This is a genomic window from Neptuniibacter caesariensis (assembly GCF_000153345.1).
Taxonomy (GTDB): Bacteria; Pseudomonadota; Gammaproteobacteria; order Pseudomonadales; family Balneatricaceae; genus Neptuniibacter; species Neptuniibacter caesariensis.
In genome coordinates this window covers 919,740-939,668 of record NZ_CH724125.1, presented here as the reverse complement: position 1 = coordinate 939,668, position 19,929 = coordinate 919,740, and the positions used below count along the sequence as shown (strand labels likewise).

The following is a 19,929-nucleotide window of genomic DNA, read 5'->3' as shown; positions in this document are numbered from 1 at the left end:
TTTATAACCTCAGGCAGCTACAGGCTCTGCAGCTGTACCCTCTCCCGTACGACGACGGCGCTGAAGAACCACAACCAGAATAAGCAACAATATCGCCGGGATATAGATTAGCTGCTTAGGTGGTTGCGACTGAGGTGCTTCAACGGATGTGATCACCTGATCAAATGCCAGGCCGGCTTTTTCAGCAGCGCTATCAAAGCCCACATAATCGATAACGACCTTGCCGTTATTTTCGATCAGCTCGATACCGCTAGCCGCCAGACGATCTGCACCCGTTGCCCCTTCTTCCAGCACCAAAGTCGCAACAAAGCTTCTCTGGTTACCCACATCATCTTCACCATCGATCCAGAAACGCAGTTCCGATCCCACTTCAAGCTCCGCCAACTGAGTTGTAACAGCAGCAGGTTGAATGGTCTGATAAGGCTCAACAATCCGATCCATCCAGAAACCAGGGCGGAACAGAGAGAAAGCGATCAGCAGAAGCAATACCGTTTCATAGCTACGGTTACGCGCAAAGAAATAACCCTGTGTCGCAGCCGTGAAGATCAGCATCGCGATAGTCGCAACAATAAATACCTGAATACCTTCTGCCCAGGTCACATCAATCAACAGCAGATCAGTATTGAAGATAAACAGGAACGGCAGTAATGCTGTACGCAGGCTGTAACTGAATGCCTGGAAACCAGTTTTAATCGGATCACCACCTGATACAGCTGCAGCGGCAAACGATGCAAGCCCCACTGGCGGAGTCACATCAGCCATAATGCCGAAATAGAACACGAACAGGTGAACCGCAATTAACGGCACAATCAGACCGGATTCTTGACCCAAAGAGATCACAACAGGCGCCAGCAGAGAGGAAACCACAATATAGTTGGCTGTGGTTGGCAGCCCCATACCGAGAATCAGACTCAGAACCGCTGTCAGAATTAACATCAGTAGCAGATTGCCCATCGACAATACTTCTACCAGATCAGCCAGAACTGAACCTACACCGGTCTGGGATACTGCACCCACGATGATACCCGCAGTCGCCGTAGCGATACCGATACCGATCATGTTACGCGCACCACCAATCAGACCGTCGATCAGCTCATTAAAGCCCTGACGAAGTTTGCTGATTGGGTTTTCCTGTTTACGGAAGAACGCGATCAGAGGGCGCTGCGTTACCAGAATGAAGATCATCAACACGGTCGCCCAGAAAGCGGATAGCCCTGGCGAAAGGCGTTCAACCATCAAGCACCACACCAACACAACAACCGGCAGTAAGAAGTGCAGACCTGACTTAACGGTTGGGCCCACTTCTGGCAGCTCAACCATGGGTGCGTTAGGGTCATCCAGTTTCAGATCTGGTACAGATGCAGCAATGCGGATCAGCCAAAGATAAGCAACACCCAGCAACACTGAAATAACCACTGCGGCGAAATCACCGAAGGCTGGTTTAATCCATCCGATACCAAAATAAACGGCCGCAGCCAGACCTGCTGTAACCATAAAACCGGTCAGCACACCGAACAAACGAAGGTGCCAGGCTTTAAGCTCAACACGACGTGGCAAGCCCTGCATGTTCTGCTTTAGCGCTTCCAGATGCACGATATAGATCAGTGCCAGATAGGAGATCAGCGCTGGCAGGAACGCATGGGTAATGACTTCTACATAGGAGATACCCACGTATTCGACCATCAAGAACGCAGCAGCACCCATCACTGGTGGCATAATCTGACCATTGACCGAAGACGCTACTTCTACAGCACCAGCTTTTTCAGAGGTGAAGCCAACACGCTTCATCATCGGAATAGTGAAAGTGCCGGTTGTAACAACGTTCGCAATCGAAGAACCCGAAATCAGACCGGTAAGGCCGGAAGACACAACAGCCGCTTTGGCAGGACCGCCGCGCATGTGACCCAGCAGGGAAAACGCAACCTGAATGAAGTAGTTACCCGCGCCCGCCTTATCCAGCAACGCACCAAACAGTACAAACAGGAAGACAAATCCGGAAGACACCCCAAGCGCAATACCAAAAACGCCTTCAGTCGTTAGCCATTGGTGGTTAACAAGCTCTTTTAGTGTGACGCCTTTATGAGCAATCAGCTCTGGCATGTAAGGACCGGCCAGCGAGTACACCAGAAAGACAATCGCCACGATCATCAACGGCGGACCTAGGGTACGTCTTGTCGCCTCAAGCAGCAGAACCAAGCCAATCACAGAGAAAACCAGATCCTGTGTATTTGGCAGCCCTGGGCGAGTCACTAACTGATCGTAGAATAGGAAAATATAGGAAGCGCTTACCGCACCTGCCAGACATAAAACAATATCCGTTACCGGGATACGATGGCGAGGTGAACGACTAAAAGCAGGATAGGCAGTAAAAGCCAGAAATGAAGCGAAACCAAGGTGAATAGCACGAACCTCAGTATCGTTAAAAATGCCGAAGCTACCAACAATCGGCCAATCTAAAAATGGTAGTGGGGATGCTATCCATAGCTGAAACAGAGACCAGAACAGCGCAACCGCTAGCAGTAGTTTTCCCTGAACGCCTTCCGGGATTCGTGCTCCGGTGTCGCTTGATGCGACCATCTCTTGGAGTTCTTTCTCATCAATCTGATCCTGACCACTTTGCAGATGTGTCATATCAGCTCCAATAATTACTCAAGTGAAAGAGGACCCCCACCGCAAGGCCTCACGGTGAGGGTCAAATGAAGATCGATGCCTTCAAAGAGTTATGACTGGATTACATCCAACCCTTCTCTTTGTAGTAACGCACTGCACCTTCATGAAGTGGAGCTGATAGACCGCCTGAGATCATTGCTTTTGGATCCAGGTTGTTAAACGCCGGGTGTAGGCGCTTGAAACGGTCGAAGTTGTCAAATACGGCTTTTACTACCTGGTAAACTGTGTCTGCATCAACTTTTGCAGAAGTCACCATTGTTGCTGCATTACCGAAAGTCGCTACATCCTGGTCAGAACCTTTGTACATGCCGCCCGGGATAGTTGCGTTAGCGTAGAAGTCGTTCTCTTTGATCAGTTTGTTGATCACATCGCCTGTTACAGGGATCACTTTAGCGTCACAAGAAGTCGTCGCTTCTTTGATTGCACCAGATGGGTGGCCAACCGCGTAGATCATCGCGTCGATTTTGTTATCACACAGTGCCTGAGCCTGTTCAGCAGATTTCAGTTCAGCAGCCAGCTTGAACGTTTCATTCGTCCAGCCTTTCTCTTCCATGATCACTTCCATCGTGCCACGGGTACCAGAACCTGGGTTTGTCAGGTTAACGCGCTTACCTTCCAGGTCATCGAAATGCTCGATACCGGAATCTGCACGAGCAACCAGCGTGAATGGCTCGTTATGTACAGAGAACAGAGCACGCAGGTCTTCAAACTTACCCTGCTCTTTAAATGTCTGGTGCTTAGAACCGTGCAGAGCGTGGAACTGCCAGTCAGACTGAGCCATACCCATATCCTGCTGTCCCTGACGAACCGCATTGATGTTAGCTACGGAACCACCTGTAGATGGTGCAGTACATTTAATGCCGTGATCAGCAGTCTGGCGGTTAACCAAACGGCAGATGGACTGACCTACTACGTAGTACACACCTGTCTGACCACCGGTACCGATAGTCACATAGGTTTGTTCTGCTGCATTTGCAGTAACAGAGAAGGAAGCAGCCAGACCAACAGCTGAGGAAAGTAATGTCGTTGCAAGTTTATTTTTCAGAGACATGGGACGCCTTCTTTTTATCTTCCGTTTTCACGGACTTCATTTTTAATAACCACAGGGTTCTCTGTGGCCGCCAACCTGTAACTTCATCCTTGCTAAGCAATCCAGTGGAATTGTTACAGGATTGTCTTTTTTGAATCGGACCAGCCAAACATAGGTGAAAAAGCAGACAAGGCAGACCCCCTCCCATGCCAACTAAACCTCCTGGCGTGCCAAAGTGAGTTTTTTTAAAATTTATCTCTGATTTCTCTGTGCCGAACGAGCAACGCTGGTTATGATGCTTTTTAACTGTTCTGAAATGATCTCTCTGTTTTTTATGGGCCTGCTGCAACGTTTTAATCTTCTGAGAAACCAGAAGCCTCTCGGCATTAAAATGCTAGCGGCTATCCTGCTGTGCAGCTCTGCCATAACCCTATTGGCAACCGGCACTCAGCTGTGGCTCGACTATCGATATGAACTATCAGCCATTGACGAGCGAATCGAGCAGATTGAAAAAAGCTCCCTGAAAAGCCTCTCTAACAGTCTCTGGGAGATAAGCCCCGAGCAGATTCAGGTGCAATTAGATGGGCTGCACCAACTTCCGGACGTAAAATATCTGGAGATCAGTTCACAGTACGGTGATTTTTATCAAGCAGGCACAAAGCCAGACTCTGGCCCTATTGTGTTACGCCAGTATGATTTGTCCCATCGTGCCGCCAATAATGAAACCTATCAGGTAGGCACCCTGAACCTAATCATTAGCTTGGAAGAGGTTTATCAACGACTCGGGGATAAGGTGTTGGTTATTCTCGCAACCCAGGGGATCAAAACCTTTCTGGTTTCTATCTTTATCCTGACTATTTTCAGTCGTCTAATCACTCAACACCTGGGCACGATGGCCGAGTACGCAAAACGCTTAAAGCTAGACCATCTTGATCGCCCGCTTCGTCTGAAACGGAAAACACCAGGTCGGGAGGATGAACTAAGCCAGGTAGTTAACGCGATGAACAGCATGCGTGAATCGATGCTGAAAGATATGCAAAAACGTGAAGCCGCCGAGCAGGCACTGGAAAACCTCAACGCTGACCTTGAACAAAGGGTTATTCGACGCACCAAAGAGCTGGAAGAGCGAAACAACCAGTTACAGGAAACCCTGCTAAAACTACAGCGAACGCAGGAACAACTGGTCGAATCTGAAAAACTCGCTGCCCTGGGGGGCTTGGTTGCAGGGGTGGCCCATGAGATCAACACACCTATAGGCATCGGCTACACCGCCGCCTCTTTCCTGACCGATCAAGCCGAAGAGCGCCACAAACAGAATCCAGATGACCCACTGGCAGCCACTGCGCTGGAAAGCAGCCAAATGATCAAACAGAACCTGGAACGCGCCAACCAGTTGATCAGTGCTTTTAAGCTGGTTTCAGTTGACCAGTCCAGCGAGCAGCGCAGGCGCTTTGATCTGGTTGAATATCTGAATGAGATTCTCACCTCATTGAGTCCACGTATGCGCGGCTGCCAACCAGAGATCAACATCGAAGGGCCACAGCACCTGATTCTGGATAGCTACCCAGGTAGTTTTTACCAGATTTTTAACAACCTGATTATTAACTCGCTACTACATGGTTTTGATAACCAGCCCGGTGGGGTTATTACTATTACGCTATCCGAAAGCGATGATACCTTGCTCATCGATTACCGGGATAACGGCCAGGGCGTGCCTAAAGGCTGGAGCCGTAAGCTATTTGAGCCTTTTGTAACGACGAAACGAAATCAGGGTTGTAGCGGCTTAGGCATGCATATTACTTATAATCTGGTGAGCCAACTGCTTAACGGACATATTAGCTGTCTGGAAACCGATCAAGGTGCGCACTTCCGGCTTTCTGTTCCGCTAAAGCAATAGAAAGTAATAGCCTACTTAATCAGACCAATCTCTCGGTAATAGCGCTCTGCTCCAGGGTGCAAAGGCGCAGCAAGCTTTTCCGGTACCATCTGCTGTTTTTCCAGTTCCCAGAACGCCGGATGCATCCGCTTGAACTGGCTGAACTGCTCAAACAGCGATTTCACCATTGCATAGACAACGTCTTCAGACATCGCGGTACTGGCGAACAACGTCGCATCCACGCTGACGGTATCAATACTGGATAGCTCAGGACTGTAATAACTGCTACGCAGTTGACGAGGGTAGTAATGGGGATTGAGAGAAGTCAGTGCTTTGACTTCTTGAGAGGAGAGACTAATCAGGCGACTATTACAATCACGCAGCGCTTCTTTAATCGCGCCACTGGGATGTCCCACCACGTACAGCGTGGCATCTATCCGATTCTCACAGAGCGCATCCGCCTGCCCTGCAGGTTCCAGCTCATGTATTTCACTAAACTGTTCGAACTTCCAACCGAAGGCATCAAAGAGCGCTTGCAGCGTTAAGCGCTGGCTGCTGCCGGGCTGCCCTATATTGATCCGTTTTCCTTTAAGGTCACTGAACTTCTCAATGCCACTGTCAGCACGACTAATAATGGTGATGTATTCAGGGAAGATACTAAACAGGGATCGTAACGACCGGTCTGGCTTAGAGAACTCTCCCTTACCAGTGTAAGCATCGTGAAGTTGCCCTGCTTCAGCAATACCAAAATCCAACTGGCCTTCACTCACCTCTTTCAGGTTGGCGACAGAGCCCGGGGTACTTCTGACCGAACAGCGCATGCCATGCTGATTACGGGTTAAGTTAGCCAGACGGCAGAACGCACCACCTGTAGGGTAATAAAGCCCGGTAACACCACCAGTCCCCAGTGTGACAACACGATTTTCAGCTGAAACCGTTACTGACAGAACAATGCAAAACAGAGAGAAGAGTCGTCGAAACCAACGTGTCATTATTATTTTCTTTGGTAAGGATTAACGCTGTTACGCAGTGTATCAGATGTGAGCAAAGTCTGAACATAAAAGATCGCATCTGATTCGCAGCAAATGCGACCTTCTTTGCTCATGCCCCCAATGCTCTTATGGGGTTAGTCCGTTATGACTTTACCTGGGCTTTCTTCGATAGATAGAAAACCGCAGGGATCAGCAACAAAGTCAGGACTACAGCACTGGCCATTCCACCCACCATAGGCGCGGCGATTCTCTGCATCACCTCTGAGCCCGTTCCGGTTCCATACATAATCGGCAGTAATCCAGCGATGACTGTGATAACTGTCATCATCACCGGGCGCACACGCATCCCTGCCCCTTCGATCACTGCATTACGCAGATCCTGAAGCGAGGGCTGACTGTTGGTTTTACGCATGCACTCCGCATAAGCCTGGTTAAGATAGATCAGCATAATCACCCCAATCTCTACCGCTACCCCGGCCAAAGCGATAAAGCCAACACCCACGGCCACCGAGAAGTTGTATTGATTCAGATAGAGCATCCAGATGCCTCCGATCAGCGCCAGGGGCAACGTACCCATAATCATGGCAACTTCAGCAAAGCGGCGGAAACTCATATAGAGCAGCACGACAATGATCACCAGTGTTAATGGCACTACATAAGTCAGCCGCTCCTGAGCGCGAAGCAGGTACTCATACTGACCAGACCAGTTGATTGAATAGCCCGGTGGTAGTTGCACCTTATCAGCGACGATCCGCTGCGCATCAGCGACATAGGAACCCAGATCTCTGCCCTCGATATCGACAAAGGTCCAGCCATTCGGGCGGGCGTTTTCACTTTTAATCCCAGGCGGTCCATCTTCAATACGGATCGTTGCCACATCAGCCAACGCGATGCGCATCCCCGCTGGAGTAACCAATGGAAGTAAGCGCAGCTTTTCGACCGAATCACGATATTCCTGCGGGTAGCGAACATTGATCGGATAACGCTCCAGCCCCTCGACCGTTTGCGCCACATTCATGCCACCGATCGCGCTGGTTACCACCTGCTGCACATCCGCAATATTTAGCCCATAACGTGCCGCTTTTTCGCGCTGAATATCAACCTTAATATAGCGGCCACCGACGACACGTTCAGAGTAGACAGAGGCAGTGCCATCAACTTCAGCGATCACCTTTTCCAGTTGTTGGCCGATCTCCTGAATCACATTCAGATCTGGGCCAGCCACTTTAAGACCTACCGGGGTTTTGATCCCTGTGGCCAGCATATCGATTCGGGTTTTAATCGGCATCACCCAGGCATTGGTCAGGCCGGGGAATTTCACCAGCTTATCCAGCTCCTTGGTTAACTTGTCCGTCGTCATCCCCTCTCGCCACTCACTTCGTGGTTTTAAGGTAATAAAGGTTTCGATCATGGTTAAAGGCGCAGGGTCGGTTGCCGTTTCAGCACGCCCGATTTTGCCAAATACTCGCTCAACTTCCGGTACAGTTCTGATCAGCTTATCGGTCTGCTGTAGAAGCTCCCGAGCTTTACCTATAGAGATCCCTGGATAGGTGGTAGGCATATACATCAGATCCCCCTCATCCAAAGGCGGGATAAACTCGCTACCGATTTTATTCACCGGCCAGAACCCTACAACGGTTAGCAACAACGCAAAGGTGATGGTTGCTTTAGGCCAGCTAAGCACGACCCGAATCACCGGCAGGTAGATTGCTTGTAGCATTCGATTCAGCGGGTTTTTATGCTCGGGTAGAACCCGCCCACGAATACAGTAACCCATGAGTACCGGCACCAGGGTTATTGCCAGTCCGGCAGCGGCGGCCATCGCATAGGTTTTAGTAAAGGCCAAAGGTGAGAACATCCGCCCTTCTTGAGCCTCAAGGGTAAACACAGGCAGGAAGCTCATGGTGATAATCAGTAAACTAAAAAACAATGCAGGCCCCACCTCAGCCGACGCTTCAGCGATTACTTGCCAGCGATTCTCTGCGGTGAGCTCAGTTCGCTCCATATGCTTGTGGACATTCTCCACCATCACAATGGCACCATCGACCATCGCGCCGATCGCAATCGCAATACCACCCAGGGACATAATGTTGGCGTTTATCCCCTGGTAATACATCACGATAAACGCGCTCAAAATACCGACCGGCAGGCTGATAATCACCACCAGCGACGAGCGGAAGTGGAACAGAAACAGCGCGCACACCACCACAACGACGATGAACTCTTCGACCAGTTTTTCAAAGAGGTTATCCACTGCTCGCTCTATCAACCCGGAGCGATCATAGACGGTAACGATCTCGACCCCTTCGGGCAGGCTTCGCTTCAGCTCTTCCAGCTTTGCTTTAACCCCGTTAATGGTTTTCTGGGCATTTTCACCAAAACGCATAACGACAATACCGCCGACGGTTTCACCTTCGCCATCCAGCTCAGCAATCCCCCGGCGCATCTGCGGCCCTAAGCTCACTTCAGCCAGATCCTTAAGCAGGATCGGTGTGCCCTGCTGGGTTGCGCCCAGCGGGATTGTCTGGATCGCTTCCAAGCCGTCCAGATAACCGCTGGCACGCACCATATACTCCGCCTCGGCCATCTCAATAACCGATGCTCCACTCTCCTGATTGGCGCGCTTAATCGCATTATTGATATGTGAAAGCGGGATATTAAATGCACGTAGTTTTTCAGGATCGACCTTCACCTGGTATTGCTTAACCATCCCCCCGACAGGTGCAACTTCAGAAACACCCGCTACTGTCTGCAACTCGTACTTCAGGAACCAGTCCTGAAGGCTGCGCAATTGGGCAAGATCATGCTGTCCAGTACGATCAACCAGCGCATAAAGATAGACCCAGCCGACGCCGGTCGCATCAGGTCCTAACTGCGGTTTAGCGCTCGCAGGTAAACTCGAAGCGACCTGACTCAGATACTCAAGCACCCGGCTTCGCGCCCAGTAAAGATCAGTATCATCGTCAAAAATCACGTAGACGTAGGAATCCCCAAAAAAGGAGAAACCACGCACGGTCTTTGCGCCGGGCACTGATAACATCGCCGTGGTCAGCGGATAGGTCACCTGATCTTCGACAACCTGCGGCGCTTGTCCGGGGTAACTGGTTTTGATAATCACCTGGACATCAGAAAGATCCGGTATTGCATCAATCGGAGTATGCTTAACCGCATAAGCGCCCCAACCCACCAGAATCAGTGTTGCCAGAAGAACAAAGAATCGATTGTAGATCGACCAGTGGATAATGGACCGAATCACATCGCACCTCCTGGTAAGCTACCCGGCGCTTTCGGGCGTGGCACAACATAATCGGTCAGCTTCAGATCAGTCATATCGCCGCCATTCAGGAGTACTTGCAGATTCTGCTGGTTCGCAAAAACATTCATATCCAGCGCTGGATCAACAGGCACTTCCATGACCATCCCAGGTTGTTTCCACTCAGCAATCTCGCCGTGCTTCAACACCACCGAGCGGTTTTCCTGATCAACCGAGCGAATTTGAGCAGCGACCCATACCTCTTCAATTCTGCCCATTTTTGGCGGTGTCATACGCAGGAAATCAGAGCTGATTGACGATTCAGAATCGAGCATAAACTGCGCTGAAACCACCACACGATCTTGCGGGTATAAACCCTGTTCAATAGCCACCCGGCCATTCATCTGCTGGCCAGAGGTAACCTCGACCGATTTGTAACGGCCCTCTCCCATATCAACCACAATGCGCTCCTGGCTGCCGGTTTTAATCAAAGCAGACGCAGGTACATTCAAGACCGGTTTGGTTGCCGAGGTTTCGATCTCGATGCGCGCAAACATGTCTGGTTTTAGTTGAAGGTCAGGGTTTTCAAACCGCAGCCTCACCTTTAATGTACGGGTTTTCTGATCCAGTGCGGGGTAGATGTAGTCAACCTTCCCCCGCCAGCTTTTACCCGGCAGGAAGTCCAGCCGCATCTCGGCCTGATCACCAACAGAGACCTGTCCGGCCTGACGTTCAAATAGCTCCGCTGTTGCCCAAATCTGCTGCAACGGCCCTATACGCATCAACTTACTGGCAGGCTTAATAAACATCCCCTGGCGGACATTTAACTGGCTAACATAGCCACTCTGGGGTGCGTAAACCGGCAGACGGTTAAAGGATTGTTTGCCGCTTTTTAGTTTTTCGAAGATAGATTCATCCGCACCCAATGATTTCAGCTTGGACTCACTTGCGCGGCGCAGATAACGGTTACCACTTTGTAGCGCCGCCAGATACTCCTCTTGAGCATTAACCAGTTCTGGGGAGTAGATCTCATAAAGCAGCTGCCCTTTCTCAACCGCTTCGCCCTCAGTATTCACCGCCAGCGTCTCCACCCAGCCAGAAACCCGTGAGTGCACGTCCACCAACTGTTCCTGATCAAAGCCCAGATAACCAACAGTGCTTAATCGTTCCTGCATCGGACTGAAAATGACCGGTTCGGTACGTACCCCCAGATTATTAACCACTTCAGACTGTATCGAGATCATCCCCGGCGAATCACCACCGGCGAGATCTTCGGGGTAAACCGGCACCAGATCCATTCCCATAGGGGATAAACCAGGTTTGTCTCGTTTGAAGTTAGGGTCCATTGGCGCAACCCAGTACAGAGGCTGACTTTCTCCCCCCATCTCTGCGCTGCTTTCGGAAGCAGACTGTTTCGGAGCCCAATAACCCGCTGCGGCGCCTACACTCAGGGCAATTACAGCAATAAATCCTTTATTCATTGTCCAACCTCCGCAGATAGGTTCTGGCTAACATCTTCAGCAATCTGCGGATCAACACCCGCAAAGAAATAGTTAATACGGGTAATCGCCATCTGATGCTGGTGCTCTAAAGCGATCTTCTGTAACTGGGCTTCAAGCTCTGAGATAGCCGCCATAGACACCTCATTAAATCTCGCATCCGCTGATGCATAAGCGTTAAGCGCCGCCTTCCTTTTACTGGCGAGTTGGTAGAGGTATCGCTTGTTATAGATCTCAAGCTGCTGATCTAATCCTTGCAAATCAGCCTCAGCCACACGTAATTGCGACTGAAGTTCCCGTGCTTTGAGCAGACGTTTTTCAACGGTCGCTTCACGCTCTTTAACCGCTGAATTCCTGCGCTGATCCTGTCGCTTGTCGGTAAATAACGGCAGATCCATGGTGACGGCAACACTGAAAAAGTCTGCCCGGTCCATACCGGAAGGCATGTCATCCCGATAGCCATAATTGGCATCCAGCTTAAAGCTTGGTTTGTATGCCTCATCTGCTAGCGCGATGCCTTTTTCCTTGACCTTCAACTCCTGATCGAAGATCTGTATCTGGGGATGGATCGTCAGCGCCTGGCTCTCATCAGCAGTACCTGACGCATTTAGCAAAGAAACCGGCTTATACTCATCCGGAAGCTCAACAGGGGTATTGACCGAAAGCCACTGGCTTAGCTGTGCCTTTTGTTGAGCCTCACGCTTCTCTAACTGAATAATTCGATCTTTAAGGCGAGTCACCTGGAGCTCAGCATCGATCACCTCAAAACGGCGTGCTTTACCGGTACGGAAATTTGCCCGGCTGATCGAAACCAGTTCCTGAAATATATGCCGTTTACGCTTTAACAAACTTAACTGACGCTGTATCTGAGACAGCATCAACCAATTCAGGCTGACGTTTTTCTTAATCTGTGCTCTACGTTCCTGGCGTTGAATTGGCGCTTTATCTGCTAGAGATTCAATCTGTTGCCGTTTGATCTTTAAGCTGTCCCCGCGAGGGAATTGCTGGGACACACCCAGCTGTAACTGGGTCATATTTTCCTGATTGAAATTCAGAGAATCCAACGGGAGATTAGCCAACGCCATCCGAACTTTCGGATCAGGTAACTGCTCAGCAGCGATCGCGTTTGAACGCAAAGCCTGTTCCTGAAGATGATTACCACTCTGCCAGTGATCCGCTGTTAGGGCATTGTTAATTGCGGCTTCCAGGGTCAAAAGAGAGGGTTTGTCACTGAGCTGCTGAGTTGCAATAGCACTTGAACTATATGCCAGCATTAAAATTAAGGCGGTTCTATACATAACTCTTTCCTGTAACAAAAATACGAAACCATCCAGCACCAATGCCGAATAGCAGAATCTAAGTTGCAGGTAGAATTAATTCAGAAAGACAGCTTTCTGCAGGTGTAACCGGGGGTAGGTATATTGGAAACAGTTTTCCCGGGCAAAAGCGTATAATCCCCGGCCCCGTGAAAGCCACAAAGATAACAGATAGATGAGCGAAACCGCTGCCAGCAGGTAGGCAAAGAAGAAATCAGCTGGTACGTCTAACGCAGGCTCTGCGACCAGATTACGACTCCACTCACAGCTTTCCGAGCTTCCACAGTGATTCATCATCTCAGACGAACCCGCATCTTCGCTCATCTGGTGATGAGCATGAGCCGATTGTTCCTGCCCCATTTCACTTTGTGAAAGCGAGTTTAACAGACTGGTGCAAACACCCACCGAGCAATACACGACAAACAACAGCAACATGAGTGCTATCAGTGCCTTGTTAAGTCGGGTAGGTTTATTCACATTAGCCTCAGCTATTTATTAAGCCATCGTGGGTGTGAGCTTAAAACAACTAAATAGTTCAAACAATTAAACTAACAACTTATCTCGCTTTAAAGGGTCACTAAAACCTCTTCAACCGCATTTTTACTTATCGGCTTATAGAAGTAGAAACCTTGAAGCACATCGCAACCTTTTTCTTTCAAATAATCAGCCTGGGTTTGGTTTTCTATACCTTCTGCTACCAACCTGAAATCGAGCTCCTTAGCCATCGTTATGATTGCATCAATAATTGCAACATCGCCTCGATCAGAAGGGATACCATCTACAAATATCTTATCAATTTTAACTTCCGAAACGGGCATATGCTTGATATAGCTTAATGAAGAATAACCTGTTCCAAAATCGTCAATCGCCAAGGCTAAGCCCAGATCCGTAATCTGCTTTAAAATTAACAGATTATTTTCGATATCTGCCATTGCAATACTTTCAGTGATCTCAATGACAACCGATTCAGGATTAACTCCAGATTCGGCAATACTTTCTTTCATCGAAGCAATCAGATTTGGAGAGTTCAATTGTAGACTTGAAAGGTTTGTCGATACGGTAATATCTACACCAAATTGATCCCGCCATTCGGCCGCCTGTTTACAGACCTGCTTAAAGATCCACTCGCCTATCGCGGTAATCAGGCCGGCATCTTCAGCCAGTGGGATGAAATGGGCTGGGGGTATGTAACCACGTTCAGGGTGATTCCAACGTAACAGCGCTTCAACCCCTTTTAATACATGAGTTTCTGAATCAACCTGAGGCTGGAAGACCAGTTCAAATTGGTCTGCTTTAATCGCTTTACGAAGCTGTCCCTGCAGGTAGATATTTTCTTTAAGGAGTCGATTCGCTTCCTCTGAGTAGAATCGGTAGCGATTTCCTCCCTGCTGCTTAGCATACTGAGCAGCATTGCTCGCATGTTGTACCAGCTCATTTATACTGCTGGCATCACTTGGGTAAAAAGAGATACCTGCGCTTAATGTGAGGTAGCAGTCCTGATTATCAAGTAGGAAAGGCTCGTTTATCGTATCGACGAGGCCCGCGGCAATATATGAAGCGTCATCGATACGATTAGAGGCCAGAAGCACAGAAAATTCATCACCGCCGGTTCTAGCAATTGTGCGCCAGACATCTTCATCACCTGAACGGCGAATAACATCAGAGTGTTTTAGATAATCGATTATTCTGTCAGCAACCACCTGCAAAATACGATCACCAAAACGCGGCCCATAGGATTCGTTCACATCGCGAAATTTATCCAGAGTCAGATGCAAAAGCGCCACATGGCTATTCTGCGTCTCGGCTTGCTCCATCGCCCACTGTAAGCGATCCTTAAACAAAAAACGGTTGGCCAGTCCTGTTAACGGATCATAATAAGCCAGTTGATCCTGGTAAGCCTTAACCATCAGAGTGTTACGTACACGAAGAAGCAACTCACCACGATCTACAGGCTTCGACAGAAATTCTGTAGCTTCAAGTTCAAGGCAGCGTATTTTAGTATCAGCTTCAGACGCGGCAGTTAGCACAATAACCGGCAGATATTTGGTCTCTGAGTTATCCCGCAAGTTCTTCAGAATCTGGAAGCCATCGATCTCTGGCATAATAAGATCAAGTAGCACCAGATCAGGCTGAAGGCGCTTCAGACTATCCGCTGCATGCTTGGGGTCAGTAATGAAACTAAAATTACTATAACCCTCTTCGGCTAAAAGCAATTGGGTTAATTCACAAACCGTAGGATCGTCATCGATCATCAATATACAGGATTCTTTAAAATCTCCGATTTTTACGTTCCTGCTTGAATAGATCATGCAATCTCCTGATTACTTTCCAACTCAAAGTAGTACTTCAAAAAATCATCTGGCTGTAATGGCTTTGAGAAATAATATCCTTGAATCAAATCACAGCCTAGGGCGTTTAAATAATCTACCTGAGGTAGCTCCTCGACACCTTCTGCAACGATTTTGTATCCTAGTTTTTTCGCCATAGTAACGATGGCTGACGCTATTGCCTGATCACCTTTGTTATTAGGTAAACCATCAACAAAGGCTTTATCGATCTTCAGTTCATCAATTGGAAAATCTTTAAGGTAACTGAGTGATGAATATCCCGTACCGAAATCATCGACGGAAACTTCTAAGCCCAGAGCACGTAGATCAGCCAGTAGCTCTACCGTTTTATCTACATCTGACATAGCCAGACTTTCCGTGATCTCCAGCATAATCATTTCAGGAACAGCTTGCGTTTCTGCTAACACCGATTTGACAGTGCCTAAAAAGTCTTCTGAGCGGAACTGTTTTCCAGAAATATTGACCGAAATAGTTAATTTCTCAACCCCTTGGCTCTTCCAAATGACCGATTGTTTGCAGGCTTCTCTTAACACACAAGTACCAATTTCCACCATTAAGCCACTCTCTTCAGCCAAAGGGATAAATACGGCCGGAGAAACAAAACCTTTTTCTGGATGAGTCCAACGCAACAATGCTTCTGCCCCACAAACACGCTTCGCTATACCATCGACCTGCGGTTGATAAACAAGGTGGAACTGCCCATTGCCCAGCGCTTTACGTAAGTCCTGCTGAAGCTCGAGCTTTTCTTTAAGATGCTTATTCGCCTCATCAGAATAGAACTGATAACCACTTTCCTGATTATCAATGAGAAGGTCAGCAGAGCTGCTAGCTTTACTAAGCAATATCTCAGGCTGATCACCATCGCCTGGAAAGATAGAGATCCCGATACTCAGAGGAATGAAGAAATCCTGCCCATTAACAGTTAAGGGCTTCTCAAAAGCTTTGACTAAACGCTCACCTACATAGGAAGCATCACCGTTGTTTTCAATACGAGTGAGCAAGATAGAAAACTCATCGCCACCCAGATGCGCAGTTACGCGTGTAGGATCACTATCGCCGCCATGGGAAACCACATCAGAAGAACGGACACATTCCAGCAATCGATCAGAGACAGATTTCAGAAGAGTTTCACCGACTTTAGGGCCATAACTCTCAGTAATTTTCCTAAATTGGCCCAAGCGGATGTTCAAAACGGAGAGAAAGCCATGACGTCCTTTGAAACTAGTAAGCGCTTTTGATAGCCGCTCCAGACAAAGTTTCTTATTTGGCAAACCGGTTAAAGCATCGTAATAGGTTAACTGGTCCTGATAAGCCTTAAAGGTCAGCGAGTTTCTTAAACGAAGCGCCAGCTCACTTTGATCCACTGGTTTCGCCAGAAAATCAGTAGCCCCAAGCTCTAAAGCCTTTAATTTGGTTTCGGCATCACTTGAGGAGGTTAATACAATCACTGGAAGATGCTTAGTTTTCTCATCTGCCCTAAGCTGCTCAAGCACTTCAAAACCATTCACGCCGGGCATGACCAGATCCAATAAAAGAATATCGGGCTGCGCAGCTGTCACTTCAGCCACTGCTGTGGTTGAATCAGAAAGCCCTTCAAAATGCTGATAACCATTCTCTTCAAGGAAGATTCGAATAAGTTCAATCATGATTGGCTCATCATCAACCATCATGATCAGGGAATTCTGCAGGTTACTGCTCACTGCCATGGTTGTACCCTCTTGCTATCAGCATGTCTCATAGCTCTATTCTCTTAGACAGAGCTTCAATTTGCTTAAGCATTTGCTCCGATCCTTCTCTATTATTCAGCTTAGCCTGATTTTCCAATTCAGCCGCAATATCGGTGAAATCGGTAAAACCAACACTTCCGCCTGATCCTTTCAGCCAATGAGCAAGATCCGCCAGTTCCTGAAATTTATTATGCTTCAGAGAATCCTGCATCTCATTGATCTGTGATCCCAGCTTGTCACAAAATTGAACGACAATTGGGCGAAATTTTTCATTTGCCTGGAGTAAGCTCGAGTGGATCGGTGTTTCATTAACTGATTCACTCTGCCCGTTTAACCCCAATGGCAAAGCCTCTATATCGATCCCTTCAACCCGTTTTGTCAGTTCCAGTATCACTTGATAGTAAGATTCAACTTGCTGAAAATCTTGTTGTTTTGCCGCCAGTTCAAGCTCTGCTGAAGGCTCCGTGAATGCTGCAAAGCCAACACTACCCGCGGAGCCTTTAAGCCAATGTGCCAATTCTGCGATCTGTACAAAGTCTTTATCAGTGACACAACGGCTGAGCAGATCTATCTGTTCTTCCAAACGACGTAAAAACTGCTCTACTAATCGTGCTATTTTTTCATTCGCAAGCGGCAGTGTTGATCGCAGAATGGTTTCAGCGGCATCCGCTAAAGGTTCAGCACATGAGTCGGACTTAATGGAATTTGAAACCGGTTCAGGCCTTTTAACCTCGGGTTCTCGGTCGATGCTAATGGCTGCTCGCTTACAGAGTATCTGAATTTCATCGAACCGTTCCTGAACAGCAATTCCATTACTTTCTTTGGCCGCCACCTCAAGCAACATTGCCGGTTCGGTAAATTCCATAAATCCGACACTACCACCTGAACCTTTAAGCCAGTGGGCTAGGTTAGCAAGCTCTTCATAATCCTTTGTTTCAACCGCACGTTCTATTTCAGCAACTTTTTCTTGTAAGCGGCCAATAAAGGTTTTAACCAGTTCAGCGAATTTCGGGTTTTCAGTAGGTAACGTGGAATAGATTGGTTCAAGATCTGGCTCTTCGTTGTCTGGGCTAACTTTTGATTCAACAGGCGCTATTGGATCGTCCAATACAGGTACGGCATTAGATTCTGCAGATTCAACCTGCACGCCACCCAACAGTTCGGCCATAAGTTTAACCAAGGCATTGATATCAATCGGCTTGGTCATATAGTGGCTATAACCCGCCTCAAGGCAGCGCGCCTCAATTCCTTTCATGGCATGGGCAGTTAAGGCCACAATGGGTAGCTCTATCCCCTCTTCACGCATTTTTGCTACAGCCGTATAGCCATCCATTACCGGCATCTGAACATCCATTAAAATAAGATCAAAGGATTGCTCTAGAGCCTGAGTTAAACCATCCTGCCCGTGAACTGCAGTTGCAACTTTCAGCCCAAGACCATCCAATACGAGCTTTATGAGTTCGCGGTTTTCATTGCCATCATCAACAACCAGCACATGGGCAGGCGGGAATTCCCATTCAACGGCATCATCACTCTCTTCAGACTCAATTACCAAGTGCAACTGATCCGCGGAAAGCCACTCCACACTATCCAAACTGCCAACTTCCAATACCAGAGTGAACGTTGTACCCACGCCTTTTTCACTGGTGACCAAAATGTCGCCGCCTAAGGCATGGGCAAACTTCTGGCTTATGGATAAGCCAAGCCCAGTTCCCCCGAAACGTCGTGTAATTGAGCTATCCGCCTGAACAAAAGCTTCAAATACAGAATCTGTCTGCTGCTGAGTCATACCGATCCCAGTATCAACCACAGCAATTTTCATCTGTTTGGGGTTATCACCTACCACACTGACATGAACAGTAACGCCCCCCTGCTCGGTGAACTTAATCGCATTACCGATAAGGTTGGTCAGAATCTGACGGACCCGTCCGGGGTCTGTTTCAATTTGCTCCGGAAGAGAAGTATCCGCAACAAACTTAAGCTCCAAGCCCTTCTCATCTGCTTTTACTTTCATGAACTGCAAAACATGATGGATTAACTGAACTGGCTTACAGTCCAGCGCTTCAACTTCTAAGCGCCCGGATTCCACCTTAGAAAGGTCCAGAATGTCATTGATCAAATCAAGCAGATGCTGGCCGCTGGTCGAAATAGTATTGATATGTTTTAACTGATCCGTTTGTAGCTTTTTCTTGTCCCGGCGCAGAATATCCGCGAAACCCAATATGGCATTCATCGGCGTTCTGATCTCATGACTCATGTTAGCCAGGAAATCACTTTTTGCACGGTTTGCCGCTTCTGCCTCTTCCTTAGATCGGCGTAACTCAAGCTCTTTCTCTTCCAGAAGTGTTACGTCATCCAAGCTGACCATTACCCCACCGACTTTGCCTCCGGGCAGTAACACCGGTGAGCAATTGACCATAAAGGTCAAACGACTTTCGTTTGGCAACGTCAAGCGCACAACCTGATTCATTATGACCTGCCCTGACTCAAGGGCTTTAGTCCAGGGCGCCTTCTCTGTATTTAGGGGGTTACCTTTTCGATCGTGCCATGGAAAAACCGAGGCCTTAACACCTATCATTTTTTCAGCAGAACGCTCTACCATATCCGAGAAGGACTGATTGGCCAGAACCACATTTTGGTTCTTATCTAGTACTAAAAGTCCCTCAGCCATGGTATCTAATGCTGACCTCACGCGATCTGGAACCGCCTGGGAGGGATCTAAGTGTTTGAGCATTTTCCCCAGATAGAAGAAGAATGCGACAAAACTGGTCAGAGAAAGAAATGTCAGAAAAACAAAAACCGGGCTGGTCATAATGCCCCAGATTCCCGGCTCAATAATTGGAGAAAACCTAAGCTCTACCTGCCCCCATTTCTGCTCACCGGACCAGAGTGGGATCACAACCTGAGTATTTGTGGAAAGAGAATCCCCGATCGGCTCCCAGTACTGAACGTGCGGCCCGACTTCACTAATAACCCGACCATTCCTTCTGACTACAGAAGAGAGCAGCGTCGGGTTTCGTTCAACTATCACCTGAAGCACAGTTTCAAGCCCACGCATATCCGACTGCGTAATAAATAGTGAACCTTTGGCCGCTATCGTTTCCGAAATAGCCTTTCTCGCCTGCCGCTCCACATTCGCTTCATCAGGAAAAATACCAACCAAAACAGAAATTAATACCAGACTTACAATAAGACTGACCTGCCCTATTGCCATCCTT

General features: G+C 48.3%; 11 protein-coding genes. 1 reads left to right on the top strand and 10 read right to left on the bottom strand.

Features of this window, described 5'->3' with window-relative positions; translation table 11 throughout:
- Positions 1 to 9: 9 nt before the first annotated feature.
- Together MED92_RS04450 and MED92_RS04445 are read right to left on the bottom strand one after the other, a co-directional pair.
- Positions 10 to 2,631 (bottom strand): TRAP transporter permease, encoded by a 2,622-nt coding sequence (locus MED92_RS04450; RefSeq protein WP_007020304.1) that lies wholly within the window; start codon positions 2,629 to 2,631, stop codon positions 10 to 12.
- 100 nt (positions 2,632 to 2,731) lie between these two features.
- Complete coding sequence (locus MED92_RS04445; protein ID WP_007020303.1) at positions 2,732 to 3,721, bottom strand: TAXI family TRAP transporter solute-binding subunit; 990 nt, start codon at positions 3,719 to 3,721, stop codon at positions 2,732 to 2,734.
- 271 nt (positions 3,722 to 3,992) lie between these two features.
- On the opposite strand from MED92_RS04445, the gene MED92_RS04440 reads away from it, so the two are divergent.
- On the top strand, positions 3,993 to 5,597 hold the full coding sequence (locus MED92_RS04440; protein WP_007020301.1) for a sensor histidine kinase: 1,605 nt from the start codon (positions 3,993 to 3,995) through the stop codon (positions 5,595 to 5,597).
- 11 nt (positions 5,598 to 5,608) lie between these two features.
- On the opposite strand, the gene MED92_RS04435 is transcribed toward MED92_RS04440, so the two are convergent.
- From MED92_RS04435 to MED92_RS18400, 8 genes are all read right to left on the bottom strand, one after another.
- Positions 5,609 to 6,568 (bottom strand): TAXI family TRAP transporter solute-binding subunit, encoded by a 960-nt coding sequence (locus tag MED92_RS04435; protein WP_007020300.1) that lies wholly within the window; start codon positions 6,566 to 6,568, stop codon positions 5,609 to 5,611.
- A 142-nt stretch (positions 6,569 to 6,710) separates the two neighbouring features.
- Complete coding sequence (locus MED92_RS04430) at positions 6,711 to 9,824, bottom strand: efflux RND transporter permease subunit (protein ID WP_007020299.1); 3,114 nt, start codon at positions 9,822 to 9,824, stop codon at positions 6,711 to 6,713.
- A complete protein-coding gene (locus tag MED92_RS04425) occupies positions 9,821 to 11,302 on the bottom strand; it encodes an efflux RND transporter periplasmic adaptor subunit (protein ID WP_007020298.1) in 1,482 nt (493 codons plus the stop codon). The genes MED92_RS04430 and MED92_RS04425 overlap by 4 nt, the downstream gene beginning before the upstream one ends.
- Entirely contained in the window at positions 11,299 to 12,618 is a 1,320-nt protein-coding gene (locus tag MED92_RS04420; RefSeq protein WP_007020297.1) for a TolC family protein, read from the bottom strand. Before MED92_RS04420 ends, MED92_RS04425 begins: the two co-directional genes overlap by 4 nt.
- Positions 12,619 to 12,693: 75 nt before the next feature.
- Complete coding sequence (locus MED92_RS04415) at positions 12,694 to 13,113, bottom strand: hypothetical protein (protein WP_040661550.1); 420 nt, start codon at positions 13,111 to 13,113, stop codon at positions 12,694 to 12,696.
- An 89-nt stretch (positions 13,114 to 13,202) separates the two neighbouring features.
- Positions 13,203 to 14,945 carry a GGDEF/EAL domain-containing response regulator gene (locus MED92_RS04410; protein ID WP_007020295.1) on the bottom strand — a complete coding sequence of 581 codons (1,743 nt, stop codon included), beginning with the start codon at positions 14,943 to 14,945 and terminating at the stop codon, positions 13,203 to 13,205.
- The gene (locus MED92_RS04405) at positions 14,942 to 16,690 is read right to left on the bottom strand and encodes a putative bifunctional diguanylate cyclase/phosphodiesterase (RefSeq protein WP_007020294.1); all 1,749 of its coding nucleotides are present in this window, start codon (positions 16,688 to 16,690) and stop codon (positions 14,942 to 14,944) included. Before MED92_RS04405 ends, MED92_RS04410 begins: the two co-directional genes overlap by 4 nt.
- Before the next feature lie 28 nt (positions 16,691 to 16,718).
- Positions 16,719 to 19,925, bottom strand: coding sequence for an Hpt domain-containing protein (locus tag MED92_RS18400; protein ID WP_007020293.1), 3,207 nt, complete (start codon positions 19,923 to 19,925; stop codon positions 16,719 to 16,721).
- Positions 19,926 to 19,929 lie beyond the last annotated feature (4 nt).

Bases quoted from the DNA above. Each gene is read 5' to 3' on its own strand.
- MED92_RS04450 (WP_007020304.1), bottom strand. From the start codon at position 2,631: ATGACACATCTGCAAAGTGGTCAGGATCAGATTGATGAGAAAGAACTC.
- MED92_RS04445 (WP_007020303.1), bottom strand. From the start codon at position 3,721: ATGTCTCTGAAAAATAAACTTGCAACGACATTACTTTCCTCAGCTGTT.
- MED92_RS04440 (WP_007020301.1), top strand. From the start codon at position 3,993: ATGATGCTTTTTAACTGTTCTGAAATGATCTCTCTGTTTTTTATGGGC.
- MED92_RS04435 (WP_007020300.1), bottom strand. From the start codon at position 6,568: ATGACACGTTGGTTTCGACGACTCTTCTCTCTGTTTTGCATTGTTCTG.
- MED92_RS04425 (WP_007020298.1), bottom strand. From the start codon at position 11,302: ATGAATAAAGGATTTATTGCTGTAATTGCCCTGAGTGTAGGCGCCGCA.
- MED92_RS04420 (WP_007020297.1), bottom strand. From the start codon at position 12,618: ATGTATAGAACCGCCTTAATTTTAATGCTGGCATATAGTTCAAGTGCT.
- MED92_RS04410 (WP_007020295.1), bottom strand. From the start codon at position 14,945: ATGATCTATTCAAGCAGGAACGTAAAAATCGGAGATTTTAAAGAATCC.
- MED92_RS04405 (WP_007020294.1), bottom strand. From the start codon at position 16,690: ATGGCAGTGAGCAGTAACCTGCAGAATTCCCTGATCATGATGGTTGAT.
- MED92_RS18400 (WP_007020293.1), bottom strand. From the start codon at position 19,925: ATGGCAATAGGGCAGGTCAGTCTTATTGTAAGTCTGGTATTAATTTCT.